Here is a 21,373-nt window from a genome sequence, read left to right as displayed (position 1 = left end):
CTCTTAAAGGCATAGTCAATGTGCCTCTACCAACTCCTTTAAGAGAAAATCCTAAAGTTGTTGCTACTTTTGTAAATTCGAGAAGTGTTGACGGTTGCCAAGGCTTCCATCAGACTGCGGACGGCCGCGACCATCGCCACTTCGTTATCGAGGCGGTTGATGGCGGAACCGACGCCCACGCCGGCGGCACCGGCAGCGATCGCCAGAGGGGCCGTGACGCTGGAAATGCCGGAGGCGCACAACACCGGCACCGAGACGGCGCGGGAAATTTCCCGGGCTGCAGCCAATGTGGGGGCCGCCTTTTCGATCAATCCCAGGGTTCCGGGGTGGGCGGGGGCGGCGCTGGTGCCGCCTTCGGTTTGGATGATATCGGCGCCGGCTTCCACCAAATCCATCGCCAACTGTACCTGTTGGTCCAGTTCCAAAATGTGGGGGACCGTCACCGACAAAGTGATTTCGGGGAGGAGCGATCGCGTCTGCCCAGTCAACTGCAACACTTCCGGCCCTTCAAAGCGTCGTCCTTGGGCGTAGAAGGCATCGAAATTCCCGATTTCGATCAAATCGGCACCCGCCTCGACGCAGGGCGCGAACTTCTCGGGTTCCACCGCAGAGACGCAGATGGGCAGATGGGTCAGACCCCGCACCGACCGCACCAATTCCGGGTCGGCAGCGATATCGACGAAGGTGGCGCCGCCCCGGGTCGCCGCTCTCACCACCATCGCGACGTTCTCGCGATCGAAATTCATCAGGCCGCTAATAACTTTCAGCCCCCGGCCGCAGTTGAATGCCTGCTGTAGAGTGGAATTGATCATCTTGATTGTTTGGACTCGATTTCGTTTCGTATGGATTATTGTGCCACGGAGTCGGACTCGAAACAGCGGGGCTGGCGAAATTTGTAAATATCCGCGATCGCCCGTACCCAACTGTCTACCACGGATTCGAGTAGGCGATCGCCCTTTTGGGCCGTCGCCACCGTCGCGTCCCCGAGCACGCCGCTGCGGGTCAGATCCCGCGTCACCCAGGCGAAGGGCAGTTTTCCCTCCATACTCAACAGACTCTCCTCCGGCAAGCCGTGGGGAAACTCCCGCACCGCCCGGTCCGTCCGCACCTGTTCGGGCAAAATCGAAAGCATGACGCTGGTTTCGATGTCTCCGGCGTGAATTCCCAACTCCAACTCCTCCGGAGAAAATAGTTCTTTGGCGACGTGGGGCGCCCGCCAGGTGAACAGGGGAAACACCATGAAATCGTCGTGCTGCTGGTGCAGGTCCCGGGCCACCAGATCCAAAATTTGGGGCTGTCCCCCGTGGGCGTTGAGAAACACCAACTTGCGGAACCCGGCCCGGTAGATACTTTCGCCCACCTCCGTCAATACAGCCATCAGGGTTTGGGAGGTGAGGGTGACGGTTCCGGGAAAGTGCCAGTGTTCGTTGGATTTGCCGTAGTACAGCGTCGAGAGGGCGTAGGCAGGGATGGCCCGGTCGAGCTGGGCGAGGGCTTTTCCGGCGACAGCCGTAGCGATCGCGGAATCAACGATCAGCGGCAGGTGGGGGCCGTGCTGTTCGACGGAACCGATGGGTTGGATGATGACGGTATTTTCTTTGTCCGGCATCTCGGCAATTTCCGTCCAGGTGAGGTAGGGAAAAAAGCGATCGGGGGGAATAAAATTGTGCATGGTCGTCTCCGGTAGCAGGTTGTCTGCTGACTATGATCGACCAAACTTAGGGAATGGGGAATGGGGAATTTTTGACTTTTGAGTGTCCCCGACCCCCAATAATTGTCAATTGTCGGCGGTCAATTGTCAATTATAGCCGATCGCCCGCAGTTCAAACTCAACTCCGGTTGGTTCTCAAAACGCTGTGCGGTCGCCCCCAAGCCGGCCAGGAGGAGAATCAAGCCGACAGACAGAACGACGGAAAGCAGAATTTCCGTATCCCGCCATTGAGATCGTTTCTTCATCGTTGACCTCCGATTTGTGCAATTGGCGGTTTCGGGTCTGGTTTGAGTTGACACCGGAGGCAACAGAACCGCAGCGAACTTATCCTGTTACCGGTCGGAGAGATTCGGGTGCTCTCCCCCCTCAAACCATCAACCGCTTGTTACGTCTGTTGGTTCGTCCCGGCCACCTCTCCATCCGCAGACTTTCCAAAAAAGAGCGGGGCGTCCGGAGCCGGGGGCGGGGAGATTCCCGGGCCTCCGGCGGACTGCCGTCCGGAATTCTATGTCAGAATTAATCTATTGGGGATTTAATTGTGAGTTCAGAAAATCTTCAATTGAGGTCAAAATCTTCGGGGATTGTCAGCCCGTCAGAGCAATTCAACGGCATCATTTGCCGCCATCGACTCTTCTCCGAAATTAATTCTGAATTTTTATATAAAACTGTAAAATTTTATGAATATCGGCGACAAATCCCAACCCATCCGCCCGAACGGCGATCGCACGTCAAACCCTCAACCCCAAATGGCAATGATCGGTCAACTCTTAGATAGAAGGTATCGAATCGTACAAATTTTGAGTTCCGGGGCCTTCGGACAAACCTACCTGGCCGCAGATACCCGCCGTCCGGGCCATCCCCAATGTGTCGTCAAACAACTGCGTCCCCCCAGCAACAATTCCACGATCCTCAAAACCGCCCTGCGCCTGTTTCGCCAGGAGGCGGAAATCCTGGAAAAACTCGGGCGCCACGATCGCATCCCCCTGCTGCTGGCCTATTTCGAGGAAAACAACCACTTTTACCTGGTCGAAGAGTTCATCGAAGGCAATCCCCTCGCCAAAGAACTGATCCCCGGCCACCCCTGGAGCGAAGAACAAGCGGTGGCGCTGTTGGAAGAAATCCTGGAAATTTTGGCCTTCGTCCACAAAAACGGCGTCATCCACCGCGACGTCAACCCCTCCAACTTGATCCGGCGCAAATCCGACCAAGCCCTGGTGTTGATCGACTTCGGTTCGGTGAAGGCCGTCAGCAGCCAACTGGCGGAGGGCAACGGCCAGACGATGCGAACCATCGCCACCGGGACCCCCTCCTATATGCCGATCGAACAGTTCCAGGGCAACCCCCAATTCAACAGCGACATTTACGCGGCCGGGATGATCGGCATCCAGGCGCTGACGGGTTTGGAAGCCTCCGACCTGCCCAAACTCCAAGATCCCAGCCTCTCGGCGGCGGGGGAGATCGCCTGGCGGCACCGGGCGCGGACCAGTACCGACCTCGCCAATATTTTGGACAAGATGGTTCATCATTATTACGGCAAGCGGTACAATTCCGCCACCGATGCGATCGCCGACCTGGAAAAATTGCGGGGGCGCACCGGCTTTTCCCGGCCTCGACCCCACCATTCGGCCCCCCGCGCTGGGGGCTATCCCGGGGGAATTTCCTGGGGGCGCCTGTGGACGGTCGTCGGGGTCGTCGCCACGGGACTGGTGGGGATCATGGTGCTGTTTGGATTGATCCGGGTCCTCAACCGCCCCGACCCCGTCAAAGCCGAAGCCGCCCTGAAACGGGGGAGCGAACGCCTGGAAAAAGGCGATCCGGACGGCGCCGTCAAAGCCTTCGATCGCTCCCTGCAATTCGACCCCAACAACAGCCAAGCCTTCCACAAGCGGGCGAACGCCTATTACGATTTACAAGAATACGACCAGGCGATCGCGGACTACACCCGGGCGATCGAACTCGACCCCGACAACGCCGACAGCTACTACAATCGGGCGCTGACTTACTATCAAACGGGGGAGATCTCCAAAGCGATCGACGACCTCACCCAGGCGATCCGCCTCAATCCCCAGGACACCGATGCCTACTACAAGCGGGGACTCGCCCACTACGAACGGGAAGATTACGACGCGGCGATCCAGGATTATTCGGAGGTGATCCGCCGCCAGCCGAAACAGGCGGAAGCCTACCGATCGCGGGGGACGGCCCGGGTGAAGGCGGGGAACTTGCAGGCGGGACTCGCGGACTACACCGAGGCGATCCGCCTGTCCCCGGAATCCTTCGCCGCCTACTACGATCGCGGCCGGGCCCGATTTCACCTCGGGGACTACCAAGGGGCCCTGGCCGACTACGACCGCGCCATCGCCCTGGAACCGGACAATCCCGCCGCCTACGGCAACCGCTGCAGCACTTACATCAACTTGGCGAATTACGACGCGGCGATCGCCGATTGTACTCAAGCCATCGAATTGCAGCCGAGTGCCCTGGATTACAACAACCGCTGTATCGCCCAACTTAACTTACAAAATTACGACGCCGCCATCGCCGACTGCGGGAGAGCGATCGCGATGAATCCCGACGATTACAAAGCCTACAGCAACCGGGGATTAGTCCACTCCGAAGCGGCGGATTACGAGGCCGCGATCGAGGATTACACCCAGGCCATCACCCTCAACCCCAACGACGCCGAATCCTACAGCAACCGCGCCCAGGCTTACGCCGAACTTGGGGACGAAAATCAAGCGATCGCCGACTACGCCCAAGCCATCCGCCTCAAACCCGACTTCGCCGGCGCCTACTACGGACGGGGATTGGTCCGTGCCCAATTGGGGGATAAAAATGGCGCGATCGACGATTTCCAACAAGCCGGACAACTGTTTTTGGAACAGGGCTTGACGGGGGGATATCGGGATGCCCAATATCAAATGCAACGCTTGCAGTAGGCGATGACAGACCGCTATTGATGAATTAACTGGTGACCCGATCAATATTATTGGTCAACCCTATCATTCAACCGGCGCAAGCACAGAGGCTTGCTCCTACGGATTGATGTCAAAATCCGACAAATTTCCCCTCTGTGTTCCTCTGTGCCTGGAGTGGTTCAAAATTTCCGGCTTTCCCACGTATTTTCGGATTGTTATATCTAGCCCGTCAGCGAGTCGCGCCGGATTGGACAAATGTAACAGTTTTGGGTGCGATCGCCCGCAGTTGGGAACTCACCAGCGGCTCGGTTTTTCGGATTCAGGGAATTATCCTGGTCGCCATTTTGGTCACATTTCCGGTTTCTTTGGTGGTACAGGTGGTCAGCCCAATCGTTCAAGTGATTATTGTCGCAAATTTCCCCCCCGACTCCGTCGCCTTCAATTTGCTCAGTTTTTTGTTGATCATTGCCCTAAGTTTCATCAGCGGGGCGCTATTTCTCCCCTTTTGGCAATCCATCGCCGCGATTATTTACTACGACCTCCGCACGCGACGGGAGGGATTGGGATTGGAATTGCGGGACAGTTAGCGCTGGGGGTCTGAAACCGAAAGGGTGTAGGGGTGTTGGGCTTGTTGGCGATCGCCGACATAGATGTTATAAGTCCCACGGGGGCCGTATCCGGAAAATTGCACGGTGGACCCGGACGGGGTTTCCGGGAGGACGCAATACCGACCCGCAGGACCTTCGATCAGCAACGTTGGCGCCCCCGCCGTTTGGACGGCAATCCTCATGTTGAGTAAATCCTCCGTCGCGTCCAAAACCAGGTTGGGTTCGGCCGCCACCCAGCCGCAGTCCCCGCTGTTGGAGGTGCCGCCGGAGGTTCCGGAAACGGTGACGGACGCCCCCGGAGAAATGCTGCGGCGGTCGGCGAGAACCTGCTGCGCGGAAGCCAGACACAGGGCGATCGCCGTCAATCCGGCCGTGCAAAATTTTCCCAATTTCATCGTCATCATCGCATCATTCGGCGTAAAATCCCGAGTCGGAAAGAAAACGCCGCCTCCAATTTGGTGTACAGAACGCGCCGGATCGGTCGGTCGAGATGTCCCTTGTACAATACTCTCAGTAGAGCTTTCAAGCCGGGAATTCCGGGAATCCATCCCTAATATCGCGAGGACAGCAACAATGAACTACCAAGACGATCCCAATGTCAAGCGCCGACTCGAAGATATCGAAGCCGAAATCGGGTCTTCCTCCCAATTTCAACCGCCCCCCGCCAACGCCAACCTGACGGCCAGCCTGAAAACCTTCTACGGTCAATTTATCGTCTGGTTCAAGGAACTGCCAAAGGCCGGCCAGATCGTCGTCGGAGTCGTGGGACTCGCGGCGGTGCTGGCGCTGTTGAAAGCGCTGGTGGAATTAATTTCCTTGGCCGTAAGTCTTGCGGTCGTCGGGGTGATAGTGTACATAGGTTATCAACTGTTCAAATCCTCCAAATCCTCCAAGAATCGCTAAACGAAAGGCAAGTTGCAACTATGGCCAGCCCCACTGCAAACCGAGGCATCGACGAAACCACCCCCACCTGGCAAACCCGGGCCAAACAACTCCCGTTTTGGATGCGCCGCTGCGGTGCTTGGGCCGCGGAAGTGTCCCTGGTGGTCGTGGGGGGGTTGGTCCCCTTCACTGCGGGGGCGGCGTTGAACGGCGGTTCCGGGTCCGTGCCCCTGAATCCGGTGGTGCGCTGGACGGGAGAAACCGTTGCCGCCACTTTGGGCCTGCCGATGCGCGATCGCCAACCCCGCGTAACTCCTTTGACGAATTTTTTCTGGTCCGGTGCCTTGGTGGTCCCGATCGCGATCGCCGGATGGCAACTCTACCGCCTATCAATGACCGGACAAACCCTCCCCAAGCGCTGGTTCGGGGTGCGGGTGGTTGACACCAAGAGACAGCCCCCCGGCTTCGGGCGGATTCTGGCGCGGGAAACGGCGGGCCGCTGGGGCATTCCGGTGGGGATCGCCTATATCGTGTGGCGATCGACGGGGGCCTTCCCAAACCTGCTGATCTTCATGGGACTCTCCGGCATCCTGATGGCGGCGGACGGGTTGATGGGGCGCCGCTTCCGGGGGCGCACCGGACACGATCTGCTGGCCGGAACGCGGGTGCAGCCCACCTCCACCTCGTTTTTTACCAACCCCTTCAACAGTTACGACTGGGACGACGAAACCGACGCGGTGCGGGCGATCGTGTTTACCCCCAGCAAAAAGTGGCGGGATTGGGACCTGTGGCAGTGGATGCGGCAGCACCCGGGTTTGACCCTGGTGGCCGTCGGCAGCGCGAGTATGGCGATGGTGTTGGGGACTTTTATCGGCACCCAGGTTTACATCCAAAACCAGGCCAACCGCCGGGAATTTCAGAGTCAGGACAACGAAGTATTTTTGGCCCTGGTGGGGCGGCTGTCCCCCACGGCGAATGCAGACCCGGCCCAGCGGCGGGGCGCGATTTTGGCCTTGGGAACCCTGCAAGATACCCGGGCGATTCCCCTGTTGGTGGATTTGTTGGGGCAGGAGGACAACCCGACGCTGCTGGAGGCGATCCAACAGGCTTTGGTGAGTACCGGGCCGGAGGCGTTGCCGGATTTGCGGAAGTTGAATCAGGCGTTGCGAAATGACCTGGATTCGATGCAGTTCGGGGCGGACGCGCAGCAGAAGCGGATCGTCGCCCAGCGGCAGCAGGCCACCCAGCGGGCGATCGCAAAAATTTTGAAGGTTTACGGCGGTTTCATCCGGGAAGCGGACCTCAGCCACGTCGATCTGGGGCAGAATGCCGATCCGCCGGCTCAGTTTACCCTGGTTCTGGACCAAACCGACCTGTCCGGCATCAGCTTCCGCAGCAGCCTGATGACCCACGCGAATTTGCGGAACAGCCGCTTTTACGGGGCCGGGGAAGACGGGCGCTTCAACACCTTCGACGACTGGGTTTCCGACCTCAGCGGCGCGGATTTGACCGAGGCGGACCTGACGGGGGCGTTTTTGAGTCGGACTTTCATGCGGCGGACGAACCTGTTGAACGGGACCCTGGACCGGGCGAATCTGTCGGGGGCGGATTTGACGGGGATCAACTTCAGCAGCGCCAGTTTGATCGGCGCTAATTTGCAGGGGGCGAAGCTGCGGGAGGCGAAGTTTACGGGGGCGGATCTGACCAATGCGGATCTGTCGAAAGCGGATTTGGAATTGGCGCGGATGAGTCAAATTAACGCCCAGGGTTCGCTGTTTTTGTATGCCGATCTTCGGGAAGCCGACTTGCAGAATGCGACGCTTTCGGGGGCGGATTTTCAGGGGGCAAATCTCCGGGATGCGGATTTGAACGGGGCGAAGTTGACGGGGACGAATTTTAGAAATGCCCGGTTGCAAAATGTGAATTTTCGCGATGCGGATTTGAGTCTGGTGAATTTGCAGGGCGCGAGGCTGCGGGGGGCGAATTTTGAGGGGGCGACGTTCGTGGTGGACCGGGAGGCGCGATCGGATGAATTTATCGAGGGTGCGGCGGTGGATGAGACATCGAACCGGATGCGGGGCGTCGATTTTGCCGGGGCCGAAAATTTGAGCGCCGAGCAGATCGAATATATCTGCAATCAGGGGGGAATTCATCCGCAGTGTCCGGAGTAGAACCGCTTGGGAATTAATTCCCAAGGGCGCAAGCCAGGGGCCCTTGGGGGCGCAAGCCAGGGGCCCCTACTATAGCAATCGGAAACCATTTGTAAATAGTCGCGCCCCCAAACCCCCAATTCTGGGGGCTTTGAGAAGATCGATTTTTCACGAATCATTTCACATTGCTATAGCTCAAATCATCGGTCGATGATTGGGGGCAATATTCGCAAGATAGATTATATCAAATCCGGTTGAATGCTCGGAACAAAATGAGTTGGATATGCAAGACCGCTTGGGAATCAATTCCCTTTTCTTGTAGCAAAAATCCTCTCAAGAGGATTGGGAAGATTGTACGGTTATAAAACCGGATCTGATATTAATTGCAATGTTCCGACAGCCAAGCCAGAACCGCCTCTTGGGGGTTGGGATGGTTTGTCGGAATGGACTGCAACGGGGGTTCTAGGGGAGTGTCGGTTATCCCGGCGATGTGAATGACGCGGGTGAGTCTGCGACAAAATTGGATCAGTTCTGAAGTGGGTTCACAGTTGCGTAATAGGATGGCGAGTTGGGGTTGCTGGAGTCGTTTTTTGAGGGTTTTGAGATGTTTCCGAAGTTGGGGGGCGTTTTCAACCTCTGGGATCTCTTCGTCGGGAAATGCGGCTTCAAAAATCAGTTCGCACAGTGTAGCCGCGATCGCATTTGTTCCCGTTTCTCCATCCAGAATCGTTGCGTCGATATCGAGGATGGAGGGGTGTTGGGTGCGATCGCTAAATTGCGCTGCCCATGCGGGTGGAACAGTCGCTTCGTCCCCATGCCAAGCTCGGTAAAAGTCGGGGTAAGGTAGATTTTGGGCGCACTGCCAAATTATACGATAGTAGTTTTTATGTTGAGTAATGTTGTTTTCAATTTCATCGTTAAGAGGGTCACGTAAAGCTGATACAACATCAGCGAATTCCTTTTTTTGAGTTAACAATAATTTAAAATTTTCGGCGACGCAAAAACTGTATACTTCCCGGCTATCATTGATCTTTATAATTTCCAGTAAAGTATTTATCGCCAGTATATTTCCAGGATCAATTTTTCCCAAACTTAATGCCACCGTGCTACGGGTATATTTATCCTCGGCAGTTGCCAAAAATTTGGTTAAAGCATTAATTGCTTTGGGATTTTCCCGTCCAATTTCTCCTAAACTCACCGCTATATCACAACATATATCTTCATCTTCTGTGAATTCCAAAATTTGAATGAAATTGTCAATTACTTTATAATTTCCTTGTCCAATTTTACTCAAACTATCTATAACCATTTCTCGCATACCTTTGTCCTGCGTCATCCTAAACAATTGAATTAAAACATTAATTGCCCGAATATTATGATGGGAAATTTCACCCAAAACATAAACCGCTGCTTTGCAAATATTTTCATCTTTTTCTGACTCCAAGATTCGAGATAAAATCGTGATTGCTTCGTGACAGTTTCGGCCAATTTTTTCCAGCTTCAATATGGCATAAATGCGAATCATTTGATTTTTGCTATTTTCAATGAATTCAATCAAAATGGCAACAATTTTAGCGTTATCATTTCCGATTTCAGCGAGTGCAGGGATCACATTATTCCAGATAAAACATTTATTTTTTGTGGTTTGTGCGAGTTCAATCAAAGTATCTATCGCCTGTTTTTTGTTTGATTCAATTTGTTTTCCCAATACTTCCGCAGCCAAGCAACGAGTATATTCGTCTTGATTCGGCTGTAGAAATTGAAATAAAGCTGTAATTGCTCGATAATTTTTACGTCCAATTGTCCCCAAACTCCACATTGCTAGTCTTTCGATATCGTCATCTCTTGTTTTATTTATTAGTTGGATTAAAGCCATAATTGCTTTCGGATCTTGTTGTCCAATTTCACCCAAGCTCCAGGCTGCGATAAATTGATCACTTTCATCGCCAGTATTTTCCAGAAATTTTATTAAAGCTGCAATTGCTCGGGGATTTCCTTGTCCGATTTCACCTAAGCTTTCCACCGCCTGTCTGCGAATACCTTCATCTTCAGTTGGTTCCATAAGTTGAATTAAAGTATCGATCGCTTGAGGGTTTCCTAACCCCACTTTACCCAAACTCCACGCCACCCACCTACAGGTATATTCATCTTCAGTTTTTTCCATAAGTCGGACTAAAGCTGTAGTTGCTTTGCCATTTCTAGGATCAATTTTACTCAAACTTTCAATGACTTCAGTACGGATACGCTCCCGGGGGCAATTTTCAAAAACATCAATCAGTTCTGAAATAACAAAATGTCGGATTGTTTCTGTGATAATTTTGTTTAATTCCTGTTTTGTCGGATACAATAGACCATCGTTCCATCTGCGATTTTCACAATTCAATTCGCCAAATCTATATTTTATAATTTGTCTGACTATATCTAAAGCTCGGGAACACTTCTGAAATTCATGAATTCCAGACGCAGCCAAAAAATACGCTTGATACTTATAAAAATAACCACATCCATCCTCGAACTCAACCAAAGCCTGAATGAACTCCTCTTTCTGGCTATCATTAATGTCTTCTCTACCCAACCACAGCAAAATCACTTGCTTCCACTGAGGGTCAAAAATCCGATACTTTTTTCCCTCAACCGGACAATTCACATGAGTCCGAGGCAAAAAATCATCCCAATCATCGATCGCACAAGCTGCAAAATATTCCTGAAATGTCGGATGATAAAAGGCATAAACCGCTTGATCTGGATTTTCTTCCGCAACGCCCACGCGATTCAGCCAACCCAAATCGATCGCCAGTCGAAACAATTCTGAGTCCGGTTGTCCTAAAAATCGGCAAACTTGACTTTCAAATAATCGAAAGCGAGAACGATCGCTGTCGATCGCATCTTTTGCCAATTCCCCCAATGCCAGATTCAACCTTTCTCGCTGTTCGTAAGTCGTTTTAAATTTCGGATTATCTTCCTCCTTCCAAAGATAAAAATATTTTACAAAATTTTGATAAAGTCCCGCTTGGGTGTCGGGTAATCCGCCCCGATATCGTCCCCAAGTGCAACACAGCAACGTCAACCGCAGCGGATTTGTTACCAAATCTCGGATTCGGGCTTTTTCCGGTTGTTCGAGTTCTGTTTTTAAAGACTCTGCCAGATCGGTTTTCTGGCTGTCCTGATAACAGGGGTGCTGGAACCAGCGATCGATAAATTCTTGTACGCGATCGGGATATTGAAAATTTCGCGTCAGATAGGTTTTGAAATTAGATAAAGCATTGCGATCGCCCTCCCAAACATTGAGGCGGCAGGTTAACACCGCCTTTGCCGAGTCGATCCAACGGACTCCAAACTGACGGGCGATCGCGGACAAGGGATTTCCCGCTATTTCATCCGCCCCATCCAACAGTAACCACACTTTCCCAGTTTCAAACAAGTCCGCCAGTGCTTTTTGTTGTTCGGCTGTCGGTTCCTGAACCCGTTTTAAGGCATTTTTCAACCAGATTTTCAGCAGGTAATCTTCCAGGGTTCTGGCTTCGAGATCGGCGAGGGAGATCCAGATCGGGATATCTGAGGCTTCCAGGATGCGATCGGCTATTTTAACCAGAAATGTTGTTTTTCCCGCCCCCGGTTCTCCGATAATTGCATAGCGTTTGTCTTCCTTGTTCGCTGGGTTGATAATTTGCCGGAAAAATTCCTCTCCTTCATATTCCTGGATCACTTCGTATTCGTCGCCGGTATCGCCCTCCTCAGATTCCTGTTGAACTTCAAAGTTGTCGCCGCGATCGCTGTAGAACCGAGAACCCTCTTCCGGTGACGGAATATCCTTCACTTCCTTCGGCTTTTTTTTTCGTTCCACCAACGCCAGGGGAATATGAATATCATCAAGATTTCCTACAACGCCATCTTTACTTGTCAGGGGGTTAGTGGTGAGTTGTTTCTTTTGTTTAATAACGGCGGTGCAGAACTCTCTCAAATGATCTTCGAGTTCAAAACCTTGAGAATTTGATGATTCGAGTGGTGCCTTCAAATTCTGATTTCGTACTTCTTTCCATCGTTTCTCAAATTCAGTGATATTTTGGGGCGTGTCTTTATTCCAAAGCTGTAAACTAAATTCCCAATCAGAAGCGCCTTGTTTCTTTAAGCGCTTGTCCTCGTAAATTTTTAACTCTTTCAGAGAAGGAATTACTTCTTTTTTGATCTGAACGCTTGTCAATGGCTCCTGTTGACCAGATCTAGTGAGTTCCTGAAAATGCCTGATTTGTCCCTTGGCTATGAGCTTGGCAGCCTCACTGGGTTCCCACTCCAAGATCTCCAATGAATGAGGGGCATCTTCATTCACACATTTGAGCAAAGCCTCTAAGAAGCGTCTGGCTCGCTCTTTGGTTGTCGGTCCCCAACTGCGTCTTGGCATTTTCCGAACTTGAACGGCTTTCATGAAAACAAACTTGGGGGAATTTCCCAAGTTCGCTGTTACCCCAAGTTCAATTTTACCCATAACTGCGCCCCTGAGCAAGATTGAGCGCCGGGGTAGCCTGGGGGACATACCCCCAATTTAGCTTGAGCAGGTCGAATTAAATATCGCCGTTATGACCGCACAATTGCTCAAGCCAATCCAGGACGTCTCAGCTCCTGCCCTCATCTTCGATACGGAACTGCGAGGCAACCTGGTGTCCTGCTGCGATCGCGATTTTCATCACTTTTTCATCTTCTGTGCCGATCCGCTCCCGCCAGAGGCAAAAATACGATCGCTGTTCGGCGAAGCCTTCAACAATGACGATCGCATCGGAAATCTGAAACTAAAAATTTTCGACAATCTCGGCTCTCACTTCCCACAGTTTGAGTCCGGTTTCCGCAGTCGTTACCTTGTCGGTTTCAACTCCCTGTGTCCCGATTGTGACGATGATTGGTTGAAAGAACGGGGAATCCGCATTCAAACCACCTACGATCTGCTCTATGAAATCCGGTTGGCGTTGGGAATGCCGCCAGTCTATCGAGAATCGACAAAAGACAAAATCAAGTGGGGTTACAGCCTGGAACGGATGAGCCGGAGTAATTTTGGTTTGGGTAAATGCAATTTGCCCTATGGAACAGTGCGACAAACTTGGTTGGCTGGCGATCGCATTTCGGTGATTCGTTACGCTCTGCGGGATGTCTATTTGACGTTGAAACTGTGGGAAAACCGCGATCGCCTCATCGATCCCAACACCGGAAAACCCTTCGCCTGCCGCCCCCTCCGAGACGCGATCGCACTCTCCGCAGAATTGGCGTGGTTCGCCCCAGTCTGAGGTCGCCAGCCCGAGTCTGGCAGCCTCGGGTTTTCATGAGAGAGGCTCCGATCTCATCTCCCCGGCGTCGAACCCTGCGCGTCACCTCATCCCCCGCCGCAGGGGCGTTCCAGGCATTTCAGTGGCTTCGGTATTCGATCAGACAAGTTTACAAAACTTTACAAATTTTTAATATGTTGATACATTGACAAAGCGATGGCACTCAAGCCAAGTCGCTCACACCTTCGGAGAGGACAGGCAGATTCCTCCGTGCCAGTCTGAAGGTTCAAACAATCAACCTCACGCTATTAACAGTCATGGTTCAAACAACGTCCGATCCCAAGCTATCGACTGGGCATCCTCAACGCTCCTCGTCAGAAACCGATCAAATCATCCAATTTCACCATCCCGAGCAGTACCGCACCTCCGAGTGGTACACCGGTTCCGGAGAAATTGCGGCGAGCGGCGACAATCGCTCCTTTGAAGTCACCGCCACCTACACCCTGACGGCAGAAGTCAAACTGGTGGACGGCGTTTTCGAGCCTTCCAATCCCACCCTCGCCGAAATCTACAGCCCTCGCGGGCGTTGCGTGGCGATCGTCGATCGCAGCGTGGATGAGCTCTACGGAGACGCTTTGCGGCGTTACTTCGAGTCTCACGAAATCCCGCTGCAACTGTTAGCCTGTCGCGCCTGGGAATCCGACAAAACCCCCGAAACCGTCCACAACCTGCTGAAATTCTTGGGCAAAGACGGCTGCGACGTCTCCCGCAACGAACCCGTCCTCGTCGTCGGCGGCGGTGTCCTCAGCGACGTCGCCGGGCTCGCCTGCGCCCTCCAGCATCGGCGCACGCCCTATATCATGGTGGGCACCACCATCGTCGCCGCCATCGACGCCGGCCCGTCTCCCCGCACCTGCACCAACGGCGCCCAATTCAAAAACAGCATCGGAGTCTACCACCCGCCGGTATTGACGCTCGTCGATCGCAACTTCTTCCGCACCCTAGCCACCGGCCACATCCGCAACGGCATGGCGGAAATCATCAAAATGGCCGTCACCGACGATCCGATTCTGTTCGAGTTGATGGAGCGCCACGGTGTCCGCCTGCTCGAAACCCACTTCGCCACCCTTGGCGGCGATGAAGAACTGAATGCGATCGCCGATGAAGTCATCTATCGGGCTCTATTCTCCTACATGAAACACGAGGGGACGAATATGTTCGAGACGTACCAAGATCGTCCCCACGCCTACGGCCACACCTGGAGCCCCCGCTTTGAACCCGCCGCCAAACTGATGCACGGGCACTCCGTCGCCATCGGCATGGCCTTCGGCGCCAGTCTCGCCGTGGAACTGAACTGGCTCGAACCGGCCGAACGCGATCGCATCATCAATTTGTGCCGAGCGATCGGTTTGTCCGTCTACCACCCCATCCTCGAAGATATCGACCTGATGCTCGAGGGTCAAAAAAATATGCGTCGCAAGCGGGGCGAAGGCGGACTGTGGGCGCCCCTTCCCACCGGCATCGGCTCCTGTGACTACGCCCAAGAAGTCTCGTCGGGGATGCTGGAAGTCGCCGTGGAACACCACAAGCAGCTTTGCGCCGCCCTGCCGGACGGCGGACGCGGCCAAGAAATGTACCTCAGCGATCTCGGTCTGGAATAGGAGAATAGGCAATGACTCAGCAACTCGAAACACCGAAAGCGGCCAGACCCGTCACCCCCTTGGGAATTCTGGTCGAACGGTTGGAAGCGATCGTCGAAAAAGCCGGAGCCGCGGCGGTTCCCGCCGATCTGATGGCGGAGTTGGAACAGGCGCGGGCCCTCGCCGCCGGTATCGACCCCTACCTGGAAGAATGCGCCACCCCGGACTCCCCGGCCTTGGCGACCCTGGCCCGAAAAACGGCCGCAGAGGACTGGAGCCGGCGCTTCTCCGACGGCGAAACCGTCCGCCAGTTGGAGCAGGAAATGCTCTCCGGCCACATCGAGGGACAAACCCTGAAGTTGTTCGTGTACATGACCCGGGCCCGGCGCGTCCTGGAAGTCGGGATGTTCACCGGATATTCGGCCCTGGCGATGGCGGAAGCTCTGCCGGACGATGGCCGCGTCGTCGCCTGCGAGGTGGATCCGTATGTGGCCGATTTTGCCCGCGCCTGCTTCGACGAGTCCCCCCACGGCGGCAAAATTCGTGTGGAAGTGGCTCCGGCGTTGGAGACATTGCAAAAACTGGCCGACGCCGGGGAAAGCTTCGATTTGGTGTTTATCGATGCCGATAAGAAGGAATATGTGGATTATTTCAAACTGCTGCTCGATGGCGAATTGTTGATTCCCGGCGGTTTTATCTGCGTGGATAATACTTTGTTGCAGGGACAGCCCTATTTGCCCCCCGAACAGCGGACGCCCAACGGAGAAGCGATCGCCCAATTTAATCGTTTTGTCACCGAAGATCCGCGAGTGGAGCAAGTGCTTCTCCCCCTGCGAGACGGCTTGACGATTATTCGGCGCAAATAGTTGACATTGTAAGGGCGCAAGGCTTGCGCCCTCTACGGCTGTTGGAAATGATGGGTCAAAATTCGCTCCGCCGAAAGCCCCCAGAATTGGGCACGGCTGTTTCATTTTCCCCCGAAAAATGGCTGGGGGAGCCGGCAATTCATAATTAATAGATTAATTATGAATGATTAATTGACTTTGGTTTTCCTCGTCCCCCTCGACAATTTCTAACTGAGAATGAAACAGCCCTGCCAGAATTGGGAGCCTCGAGGGCGAGATTGTTGAAACATGATTTCCGGCTGCTATATTCTCGACGCGCACCGCTATTATCTATCCCAGAGAAACATGAAAAATGATGAAACTTTCTGCCCTATTTAAAAACGTGGGAACCCTGTTCCTGCTCGGGTTAGCTTTCCCGTTTAACTTGGCGATCGTGGTTGTGGCGCTCCTGCGAAATTGGATCATTTTCCCTTTCCAAAAACGGGCGATCGCCGACCATCCCAAAAATATTTTAATCACGGGGGGGAAAATGACCAAAGCCCTCCAACTCGCCCGTTCCTTTCACGCTGCCGGCCACAGTGTTATTTTAGTTGAAACCCATAAATATTGGCTTTCCGGTCATCGATTTTCTAATGCGGTCAAAAAATTCTACACCGTTCCCGCCCCGGAAAAAGATGGGGAAGAATATTCGCGATCGCTATTGGAAATTGTCAAAAAAGAACAGATCAATGCCTTCATTCCCGTGTCCAGTCCTGTCGCCAGTTATTATGATGCGATCGCCGGTGAATTGATGTCGCCCCACTGCCAAGTCATCCACTTTTCGCCGGGAATTACAAAGCTCCTCGACGATAAGTTTGAACTGTGCGAAAAAGCCCGCGCTTTGGGACTCTCCGCCCCCAAATCTTTTTCGATCACCGACCCGCAACAAATCCTCGATTTCGACTTCAAATCCGACGGTAGCCAATACCTGTTAAAAAGTATCCGCTACGACTCGGTTTCTCGCCTAGATATGACGAGACTTCCCTTCGACGGCATGGAAGAGTATATCAAAACCCTGCCCATCAGTCCCGAGAATCCCTGGACGATGCAACAGTTCATCACAGGCCAGGAATATTGCACCCACAGCACCGTCATAAACGGCAAAATTCGGCTGCATTGCTGCTCGGAATCTTCCCCATTTCAGGTGAATTACAAACACATAGAAAAGCCGGAAATTTCCGCCTGGGTCGAGCAATTTGTCAAAGCTTTAAACTTGACCGGACAAATTTCCTTTGACTTCATTCAAACCGCCGACGGAACCGTTTATCCCATCGAGTGCAATCCCCGCACCCATTCCGCCATCACCATGTTTTACAACCATCCGGGGCTGGCTGACGCCTATCTCAAAGATGCCGAAAATGAGAACGAAGAAGCGATCGCACCTCTTCCAAATAGCAAACCGACCTATTGGATTTATCACGAACTTTGGCGGCTGACGGAAGTGCGATCGATCTCGGATTTAAAAGCCAGACTGGGCATCATTTTCGAGGGAACCGATGCCCTCCTGCGACCGGAAGATCCCCTGCCATTTTTGACCGTTCCTCACGGGCAAATCACCCTGCTGCTTCTCGATAACCTGCGGAAACTGAAAGGCTGGGTTAGAATCGATTTCAATATCGGCAAATTGGTTGAAATAGGCGGCGATTGATCCGGAATTATTGCTCGTATTAAATCCTGTTTAATGCCCGAAAAATAACCAGTCGAATGTCCGAACCGATCGCGAATGAATTCCTCTGTCGGGACGATCTGCGAATCGCCCCAAGGGCGCAAGCCTTGTGCCCCTACCAGCAAAAATTATCTCAAGATAACCGGATCTGATATAATATCAAGTCCGTTTGAATACTTACACAATCATTCGAGAACAGGCAACAGGCAACAGGCAAAAGGCAAAAGTTTTAAGCGACCTCAGAAGATAGCGAAACCCAGGAATCATAACTGTTTGAGCGGACATGATATAACTCCCCCTTACCAAACTCTCCCATAATCTCTCCGTGTCCTCCGTGCCTCTGTGGTTAAAATTTATCCCCAGAATCCACCGATTTTAAAAAGGTCAAATTTTATCGTTTTTAATTAATTGTCAAACCCAGGAGATTACTGATGTCAACCCTTCGCATCCTCCAACTGGTCGGATCAGCCGAAAGTGAATTTTACTGCGATCTGTCCCGCCTCTATGCCAAAGACTGTATGGCGGCCTTGGCAGACTCGAATCGCTACGAATTTTACACAGCTTACATCACCCCCGATCGCCTGTGGAGATTTCCCCATTCTCTGAGTCGGGAAGATATCGCCACCGCCCCACCCGTGCCCCTGTCGGAGGCGATCGCATTGATCACCGCCAAAAATATCGACCTGGTACTTCCCCAAATGTTTTGTCTGCCGGGAATGACCCAATATCGGGCTCTATTTGACCTGTTAAATATTCCCTACATCGGCAATCCTCCCGACGTCATGGCGATGGCGGCCCACAAAGCAAAAGCAAAGGCGATCGTCGCCACGGCGGGTGTCGGCGTCCCCGGCGGAGAGCTCCTGCGTCCGGGAGACAAACCGACAATCAAACCCCCCGTCGTCATCAAACCCGCCGACTCCGACAATTCCCTCGGCGTGACGTTAGTCAAAGAGGGAGAAAGTTACGATATCGCCCTCAAAACCGCTTTTGAATATGCCGATGAAGTGTTGGTGGAAGAGTACATCGAACTGGGTCGGGAAGTCCGCTGCGGTATCATCGTCAAAGACGGCGAGTTGCTCGGTTTACCCCTGGAAGAATACCAGGTTAATTCTCAGGATCACCCGATTCGCAACTCTGCCGACAAGCTGAAAACAACCGAAGAGGGTGACTTGTATCTGACAGCGAAAGATAATATAAAAGCCTGGATTGTCGATCCGAAAGATCCGGCGACTGAGACGGTTCAAGCCGCCGCCAAAATCTGCCATCGAGCCTTGGGTTGTCGCCACTACAGTCTGTTCGATTTCCGCATCGACCCCCAAGGACAGCCTTGGTTTTTAGAGGCGGGTCTGTACTGTTCTTTTTCGCCCAAAAGTGTGATTCCGTCGATGGCAAAAGCGGCCGGTTTTTCCCTCGATGAGGTCTTGATGATGGCGATGGAAGAAACCGTCGGTTTAGTTCCCCTGTAAATTCAGGTCGAACCGCGATCGCCCCATCAGTTCCCACACCGGAAAACGGTTTGGTTATCAAAAGCGATCGCGGAACCTTCGTCGGAACATCTCAAAATTGGCAATGGTCAGAGCGATCGCCGGTTTCAGGTATCGATACCCTTCCCAAAACTTCCCAATGATGGACACTTCGGCTGTGCCGATCGCTATAAAACGCACAAAAAAAAGCTCACGGGATAGAAGCCCGTGAACCCAAAGAGCGATTCGTTAGAAGGGAGAAGAGATAGCCTAGGCAACGGCGCTGACGGCACTCACCGGATAACCGACTGCCTTCCAAGCGGCCAGACCGCCCGTCAGTTCGGACACTCTTTGGAATCCGGCTTCGCGCAGTTTGGTCGCGGCTTCGGCGGTTTCTTCATCTGTGTCGCCGTAGACGTAAATATCCCGTTCGGGTTCCAAACTCTCCATCGCGCGTCCGGGCAGGGTGGACATCGGCATGGGGATGGCTCCCTGGATGTGACCCATATTGTAACTCTCGCGATCGCGGGCATCGACGATCGTCAGCGCGGGTTCGCCCCAGTCCAGGCGCGTCTTGAGGTCGCCGGCCTTGGATTGGGGTTTAAAGGATTTGGTTTGGGGTGTGGGAATGATTGAAAAAAGCATATGAGATGAGTTCTGTTTTGTGACTGCCACTCAAAATGTAACAAAATATTTCAGAAATTGCAAAGATTTATGTCGAAAGGTTGATTTTTTTATGGCAATGTGATTTTTATTCGACCGCAGAAAAAGATACCCGCGCCGTCCGGCGATCGGCAAATCGTTGAAGACTTTATTAAAGTTGACAGTTCGGGGGTGTTCGATCCGGTATCCGATGGGAGATAACAGAAGAGGGCTGCTTCTGTTTTGATGCCACCCCTCCTCAGATTTGCCGCATTCATCGGAACCTATGACCAATACGATCCGCGACAGCGCACCTATGGCCCCCGTCCCCTTCGTTGACCTGTCCCTGCAATACCAGGAACTCAACGCCGAAATCGAAGAAGCCATCCACGATGTAATTGGGCGGGGGGATTTCATCCTCGGCAAAGCCCTGCGAGAATTTGAAGCCGCCTTCGCCTCAGCCTGCGGCGCGGAATACGGCATCGGCGTCGCCTCCGGAACCGCCGCGATCGCGATCGGCCTGCAGGCCTGCGGCGTGGAGCCCGGGGATGAAGTCCTCGTCCCCGCCAACACCTTCATCGCCACCCTCATCGGCATCATGCAAGCCCGGGCCGTCCCCGTCCTGGTGGACTGCGACCCCAGCACCGCTCTAATCGATATTGCCGCCGCCGAGCGGGCCGTCACCCCCAAAACCCGGGCCATCCTCCCCGTCCACCTCTACGGCCAGATGGTCGCCCCCGGCCAGCTCCTCGATCTGGCCCTCACCCACAACCTGACCGTGTTTGAAGATGCGGCCCAGGCCCACCTCGCCCGCCGGGAAAATTACCGGGCCGGTTCCGTCGGCCGCGCCGCCGCCTTCAGCTTCTACCCCAGCAAAAACCTCGGTGCCTTCGGCAGTGGCGGCATGGTCGTCACCCGGGATGAGGCCGTCGCCCAACAGTGCCGCATCCTCCGCAACTACGGTGCCCCCGAAAAATACGTCCACACCGAATTCGGCACCAACAGCCGCCTCGACACCATCCAGGCGGCGGTTTTGAACGTCAAACTGCCCCATTTGGAATCCTGGAACCGCGATCGCAACTCCGCGGCCGAACAGTACGACACCCAACTGCTGCTGTTGCGCGATCGCGGCATCGTCCCCATGTTCAACCACTGCGAAGACGGCCACGTTTATCACCTCTACGTCATCCGCGTTACCGAAGAGAGTCCCCTCAGCCGGGACGACCTGCAACACAAGCTCGGCGAACTCGGCATCCAAACGGGGATTCACTATCCCATCCCCTGCCACCTGCAACCGGGATACAAAGATCTGGGCTACAAAGCCGGCGACTTCCCCCACACCGAAACCCTCAGCGGGCAAATTCTGTCCCTGCCCATGTTCCCCGGCATCACCAATTCCCAGGTCAATCAGGTCGTCGAGGGGATTTATACCGCCCTCGGCGTCAAGCGGGAATAGAGGGTTTGGGGAGGCGGGGGGGCAGGGAGGCAGGGGAGGCAGAGGAGGCAGAGGAGGCAGAGGAGGCAGGGGAGGCAGGGGAGGCAGAGGAGGCAGAGGAG

At 53.8% G+C, this 21,373-nt stretch carries 17 protein-coding genes; 10 read left to right on the top strand and 7 right to left on the bottom strand.

Going from position 1 to position 21,373, the window contains the following annotated elements; genetic code table 11:
- Positions 1-38: 38 nt before the first annotated feature.
- The 3 genes from LKE08_RS04615 to LKE08_RS04605 form a co-directional block, all read right to left on the bottom strand.
- A complete protein-coding gene (locus LKE08_RS04615; protein ID WP_324703020.1) occupies positions 39-812 on the bottom strand; it encodes a DUF561 domain-containing protein in 774 nt (257 codons plus the stop codon).
- A 35-nt stretch (positions 813-847) separates the two neighbouring features.
- Positions 848-1,672 carry a creatininase family protein gene (locus LKE08_RS04610; RefSeq protein WP_324703019.1) on the bottom strand — a complete coding sequence of 275 codons (825 nt, stop codon included), beginning with the start codon at positions 1,670-1,672 and terminating at the stop codon, positions 848-850.
- A gap of 119 nt (positions 1,673-1,791) precedes the next feature.
- Positions 1,792-1,956: a hypothetical protein gene (locus LKE08_RS04605; protein ID WP_324703018.1), complete on the bottom strand. Its 165-nt coding sequence runs from the start codon at positions 1,954-1,956 to the stop codon at positions 1,792-1,794.
- Positions 1,957-2,457: 501 nt separating this feature from the next.
- Between LKE08_RS04605 and LKE08_RS04600 the strand changes: the two genes are divergently transcribed.
- Both LKE08_RS04600 and LKE08_RS04595 read left to right on the top strand, forming a co-directional pair.
- Positions 2,458-4,650: a tetratricopeptide repeat protein gene (locus LKE08_RS04600; RefSeq protein ID WP_375341399.1), complete on the top strand. Its 2,193-nt coding sequence runs from the start codon at positions 2,458-2,460 to the stop codon at positions 4,648-4,650.
- Between the two features lie 191 nt (positions 4,651-4,841).
- Positions 4,842-5,216, top strand: a complete 375-nt coding sequence (locus LKE08_RS04595; RefSeq protein ID WP_324703016.1) for a hypothetical protein — start codon at positions 4,842-4,844, stop codon at positions 5,214-5,216.
- Here the strand turns inward: LKE08_RS04595 and LKE08_RS04590 are convergent.
- The gene (locus LKE08_RS04590; protein WP_324703015.1) at positions 5,213-5,641 is read right to left on the bottom strand and encodes a hypothetical protein; all 429 of its coding nucleotides are present in this window, start codon (positions 5,639-5,641) and stop codon (positions 5,213-5,215) included. The genes LKE08_RS04595 and LKE08_RS04590 overlap by 4 nt on opposite strands.
- A 169-nt stretch (positions 5,642-5,810) precedes the next feature.
- On the opposite strand from LKE08_RS04590, the gene LKE08_RS04585 reads away from it, so the two are divergent.
- Positions 5,811-6,140, top strand: a complete 330-nt coding sequence (locus LKE08_RS04585; protein WP_324703014.1) for a hypothetical protein — start codon at positions 5,811-5,813, stop codon at positions 6,138-6,140.
- A gap of 20 nt (positions 6,141-6,160) precedes the next feature.
- On the top strand, positions 6,161-8,290 hold the full coding sequence (locus LKE08_RS04580; protein WP_324703013.1) for a pentapeptide repeat-containing protein: 2,130 nt from the start codon (positions 6,161-6,163) through the stop codon (positions 8,288-8,290).
- A 358-nt stretch (positions 8,291-8,648) separates the two neighbouring features.
- Here the strand turns inward: LKE08_RS04580 and LKE08_RS04575 are convergent, their stop codons facing one another.
- A complete protein-coding gene (locus LKE08_RS04575) occupies positions 8,649-12,752 on the bottom strand; it encodes a HEAT repeat domain-containing protein (RefSeq protein ID WP_324703012.1) in 4,104 nt (1,367 codons plus the stop codon).
- Positions 12,753-12,843: 91 nt separating this feature from the next.
- Between LKE08_RS04575 and LKE08_RS04570 the strand changes: the two genes are divergently transcribed.
- The 5 genes from LKE08_RS04570 to LKE08_RS04550 all read left to right on the top strand — a co-directional run bounded on the left by LKE08_RS04570 (position 12,844) and on the right by LKE08_RS04550 (position 19,177).
- Positions 12,844-13,542 carry a hypothetical protein gene (locus LKE08_RS04570; RefSeq protein ID WP_324703011.1) on the top strand — a complete coding sequence of 233 codons (699 nt, stop codon included), beginning with the start codon at positions 12,844-12,846 and terminating at the stop codon, positions 13,540-13,542.
- Positions 13,543-13,838: 296 nt separating this feature from the next.
- Positions 13,839-15,182 (top strand): sedoheptulose 7-phosphate cyclase, encoded by a 1,344-nt coding sequence (locus LKE08_RS04565; RefSeq protein ID WP_324703010.1) that lies wholly within the window; start codon positions 13,839-13,841, stop codon positions 15,180-15,182.
- Between the two features lie 11 nt (positions 15,183-15,193).
- The gene (locus LKE08_RS04560) at positions 15,194-16,027 is read left to right on the top strand and encodes a class I SAM-dependent methyltransferase (protein WP_324703009.1); all 834 of its coding nucleotides are present in this window, start codon (positions 15,194-15,196) and stop codon (positions 16,025-16,027) included.
- 331 nt (positions 16,028-16,358) lie between these two features.
- A complete protein-coding gene (locus LKE08_RS04555) occupies positions 16,359-17,693 on the top strand; it encodes an ATP-grasp enzyme (protein WP_324703008.1) in 1,335 nt (444 codons plus the stop codon).
- A gap of 449 nt (positions 17,694-18,142) precedes the next feature.
- Positions 18,143-19,177 (top strand): D-alanine--D-alanine ligase, encoded by a 1,035-nt coding sequence (locus tag LKE08_RS04550; protein WP_324703007.1) that lies wholly within the window; start codon positions 18,143-18,145, stop codon positions 19,175-19,177.
- A 57-nt stretch (positions 19,178-19,234) separates the two neighbouring features.
- Here the strand turns inward: LKE08_RS04550 and LKE08_RS04545 are convergent, their stop codons facing one another.
- Positions 19,235-19,375 carry a hypothetical protein gene (locus LKE08_RS04545; RefSeq protein ID WP_324703006.1) on the bottom strand — a complete coding sequence of 47 codons (141 nt, stop codon included), beginning with the start codon at positions 19,373-19,375 and terminating at the stop codon, positions 19,235-19,237.
- A 69-nt stretch (positions 19,376-19,444) separates the two neighbouring features.
- Positions 19,445-19,819 (bottom strand): rhodanese-like domain-containing protein, encoded by a 375-nt coding sequence (locus LKE08_RS04540; protein WP_324703005.1) that lies wholly within the window; start codon positions 19,817-19,819, stop codon positions 19,445-19,447.
- A gap of 283 nt (positions 19,820-20,102) precedes the next feature.
- Between LKE08_RS04540 and LKE08_RS04535 the strand changes: the two genes are divergently transcribed.
- Positions 20,103-21,272, top strand: a complete 1,170-nt coding sequence (locus LKE08_RS04535; protein WP_324703004.1) for a DegT/DnrJ/EryC1/StrS family aminotransferase — start codon at positions 20,103-20,105, stop codon at positions 21,270-21,272.
- Positions 21,273-21,373: the final 101 nt, after the last annotated feature.

It is taken from the genome of Lyngbya sp. CCY1209, assembly GCF_035615495.1.
In the GTDB taxonomy this organism is placed as follows: domain Bacteria; phylum Cyanobacteriota; class Cyanobacteriia; order Cyanobacteriales; family Microcoleaceae; genus Limnospira.
The sequence above is the reverse complement of the archived record's forward strand: the minus strand, read 5'-3'. Positions and strand labels throughout refer to the sequence as shown.

Coding starts and splice junctions, on each gene's coding strand:
- LKE08_RS04615 (WP_324703020.1), bottom strand. CDS start 812: ATGATCAATTCCACTCTACAGCAGGCATTCAACTGCGGCCGGGGGCTG.
- LKE08_RS04610 (WP_324703019.1), bottom strand. CDS start 1,672: ATGCACAATTTTATTCCCCCCGATCGCTTTTTTCCCTACCTCACCTGG.
- LKE08_RS04605 (WP_324703018.1), bottom strand. CDS start 1,956: ATGAAGAAACGATCTCAATGGCGGGATACGGAAATTCTGCTTTCCGTC.
- LKE08_RS04600 (WP_375341399.1), top strand. CDS start 2,458: ATGGCAATGATCGGTCAACTCTTAGATAGAAGGTATCGAATCGTACAA.
- LKE08_RS04590 (WP_324703015.1), bottom strand. CDS start 5,641: ATGATGACGATGAAATTGGGAAAATTTTGCACGGCCGGATTGACGGCG.
- LKE08_RS04585 (WP_324703014.1), top strand. CDS start 5,811: ATGAACTACCAAGACGATCCCAATGTCAAGCGCCGACTCGAAGATATC.
- LKE08_RS04580 (WP_324703013.1), top strand. CDS start 6,161: ATGGCCAGCCCCACTGCAAACCGAGGCATCGACGAAACCACCCCCACC.
- LKE08_RS04575 (WP_324703012.1), bottom strand. CDS start 12,752: ATGGGTAAAATTGAACTTGGGGTAACAGCGAACTTGGGAAATTCCCCC.
- LKE08_RS04570 (WP_324703011.1), top strand. CDS start 12,844: ATGACCGCACAATTGCTCAAGCCAATCCAGGACGTCTCAGCTCCTGCC.
- LKE08_RS04565 (WP_324703010.1), top strand. CDS start 13,839: ATGGTTCAAACAACGTCCGATCCCAAGCTATCGACTGGGCATCCTCAA.
- LKE08_RS04560 (WP_324703009.1), top strand. CDS start 15,194: ATGACTCAGCAACTCGAAACACCGAAAGCGGCCAGACCCGTCACCCCC.
- LKE08_RS04555 (WP_324703008.1), top strand. CDS start 16,359: ATGATGAAACTTTCTGCCCTATTTAAAAACGTGGGAACCCTGTTCCTG.
- LKE08_RS04550 (WP_324703007.1), top strand. CDS start 18,143: ATGTCAACCCTTCGCATCCTCCAACTGGTCGGATCAGCCGAAAGTGAA.
- LKE08_RS04540 (WP_324703005.1), bottom strand. CDS start 19,819: ATGCTTTTTTCAATCATTCCCACACCCCAAACCAAATCCTTTAAACCC.
- LKE08_RS04535 (WP_324703004.1), top strand. CDS start 20,103: ATGACCAATACGATCCGCGACAGCGCACCTATGGCCCCCGTCCCCTTC.